The organism is Pseudoxanthomonas sp. LjRoot204_2, assembly GCF_056175765.1.
In genome coordinates, this window is the sequence record NZ_JBGFFG010000519.1 from 1 (window position 1) to 2,075 (window position 2,075).

Consider the following 2,075-nt stretch of genomic DNA (forward strand, 5'->3'; position numbering starts at 1 on the left):
GGCTACCTGGGCAAGGCCGGCGACGCCACCGAGCTGATCCGCGCCGTGCGCGATGTCGCCCGCGGCAAGCGCTACCTGGGCAGCAACGTGGCGCAGAACCTGGCGCTGCACACCGTGGGCGGCGACGCGTCGCCATTCGATGCGCTATCGCCGCGCGAACTGGAAGTCGCCATGCTGCTCACGCAGGGCATGCGCCAGGAAGAGATCGCGCGCCGGCTCAACCTCAGCGCGAAGACGGTCAACACGCACAAGACGCGCCTGTTCGAGAAGACCGGCGTGCAGGACAACATCGCCCTGGCGCGCTTGGCCGCTCAGTGGGGCCTGATGGACCCGACACGGTCGCTCTGAGCGACCGGCAACGCGCGGACGGAGCGGGCGCGCCTTGGGTCGTCCTCAGAGGTCACTCCCGCGCAGGAGGGAATCCATGGCCTGTTCGAGCCGCGATACGACATGCAGGCAGCAACGGGGCTTGGCGTCCGCGGATCGGCGGTGGACTGACCGATTCGACCACGACGCCGTCATTCCGGCGCACGCATGGAATGCCAGGCGTGCGTGAGGATGGGCGCTAGCGCGCAGGCTGCGCCTCTGTTCTTGCTTCCATCGCCGCGGTGCAGGTCTGCAGCGAGTCCACCATGGCGTCGGCAAGCTGCGTGGCGCGTGTCTCCAGCGCGGCGCGCGCTTCGCCTACGGCGGGCACACCCAGCACCGCGATCTCGTAACGGCTGCCGCCGTGCACGAACAGGCGGTGCACGGAGAGCGAATGGAGCGGTTCGTCGGGTGCGTTCAACAGGGGACGTGCAACCGGGAAGGGTGCGTCCGGGTCATCGTCGCCGATATTCAGCAGCCGCAGCCGCACCGTGGGGCCGAACGAGGATGTGCCGGTATCCACGCGGTAGCGGTCGGCCGACGCGACCGCAGTGACGGCGCGCGAGTTGTTGTATTCGCGCTGCAGCAGCCCGCGGTACTCGTCGGCGGCACTGCGGTCTCTCGGCAAGGTGGAGGTGACCACGTAGGCGCTCATATCGTTCTCGTAACGCAGGCGGTAGAACGAGATCGCGCCGCCGCCCAACGTGCCGTGCACGACATCCCGGGCCGGTCGGATGGGGGGCATGTCGATGCAGTACACATCGAGGAAGGTCCACTCGAACAGGAGCGACTGCGCGCCGCCCGTGCCCTTCATCTGGTAGGGCCCCTCGGTCCATCCCCCGACGCTGCGCTGCTGGGCGTCGGCCGGGAGCGGCGGCGTGGACAGGAGGGTGGCCGCCGCGACGGCGACCAGGACACGCGCCGCGCGTGCAGGCAGGGAGGGTCGCTTCATGACAGGCATCCATGCACTGGGAACATGGAACGACTGTATTCGCATCATTGCGTCACTGCCACCCGCTGGTGTCCGGCGCCCTGAAACGACACTGGCCGCTTGCGCGGCCAGTGTGTGTTCACGCCAGGAAACGCGGCGCGTCAGGCGCTGCGCTCTTCCGTGCTGTCATCGTCCTGACCGTCGGCCGCGGCGATCCCGTCGGCAGGCTTGGCCGGTGTGACCACCGGTTCGAACAGGCTGCGCGTGACCGACGGCGGCGTGTCTGCATCGGCGACGAAGAACAGCGAGCCGGTGGCCGGCGCGCTGATGGGCTTCGGCACGACCGGGGGCGTCGTCGGTGCTGCGGGCACCACCGCTGCTTCGGTATCGGCGACGGTGGCCTCGTTCACGGCATCGACCAGATCGATCTGCACGGGCTCGCTACGCACGGCGGCGATCGCCGGGGTCTCCACCTGCGTGTCCGCCGTCTCGACGGCGGCGACCGGCGCTACCGTCGCGACGGCCTCGACGACCACGGGGGCCGGTTCCGCGGCGATCTCGGCCTTCACCGTCTCGACGATGGCGACCGCGGCCGGGGTCTCATGCTGCACGGTGGCGGTCACCTCGGGCTGGATGCGCGCGGCTTCTGCCTTCACTGCGTCGATGACCTCGACGGCTGCGACCGCCTCGGTCACGACCGGTGCAGGCACGCTCGCGGGAGCGGGGGCGACGTCCGCTTGGGCGTCGGATGCAGTGGCCGCAGTCGCCACGACCGGTG

2 protein-coding genes and 1 pseudogene are annotated in these 2,075 nt (G+C 69.7%); 1 reads left to right on the forward strand and 2 read right to left on the reverse strand.

The features are described 5' to 3' along the window. A partial coding sequence (locus tag AC04L7_RS17390; RefSeq protein WP_475513530.1) for a LuxR C-terminal-related transcriptional regulator occupies positions 1–348 on the forward strand: 348 nt, incomplete at its 5' end. A gap of 217 nt (positions 349–565) precedes the next feature. Here the strand turns inward: AC04L7_RS17390 and AC04L7_RS17395 are convergent. Further along, complete coding sequence (locus AC04L7_RS17395; RefSeq protein ID WP_435998834.1) at positions 566–1,318, reverse strand: hypothetical protein; 753 nt, start codon at positions 1,316–1,318, stop codon at positions 566–568. A 140-nt stretch (positions 1,319–1,458) separates the two neighbouring features. Then, positions 1,459–2,075 (reverse strand): annotated as a pseudogene (locus tag AC04L7_RS17400) (hypothetical protein); the annotation flags it as partial.

Bases quoted from the DNA above. Each gene is read 5' to 3' on its own strand.
- AC04L7_RS17395 (WP_435998834.1), bottom strand. From the start codon at position 1,318: ATGAAGCGACCCTCCCTGCCTGCACGCGCGGCGCGTGTCCTGGTCGCC.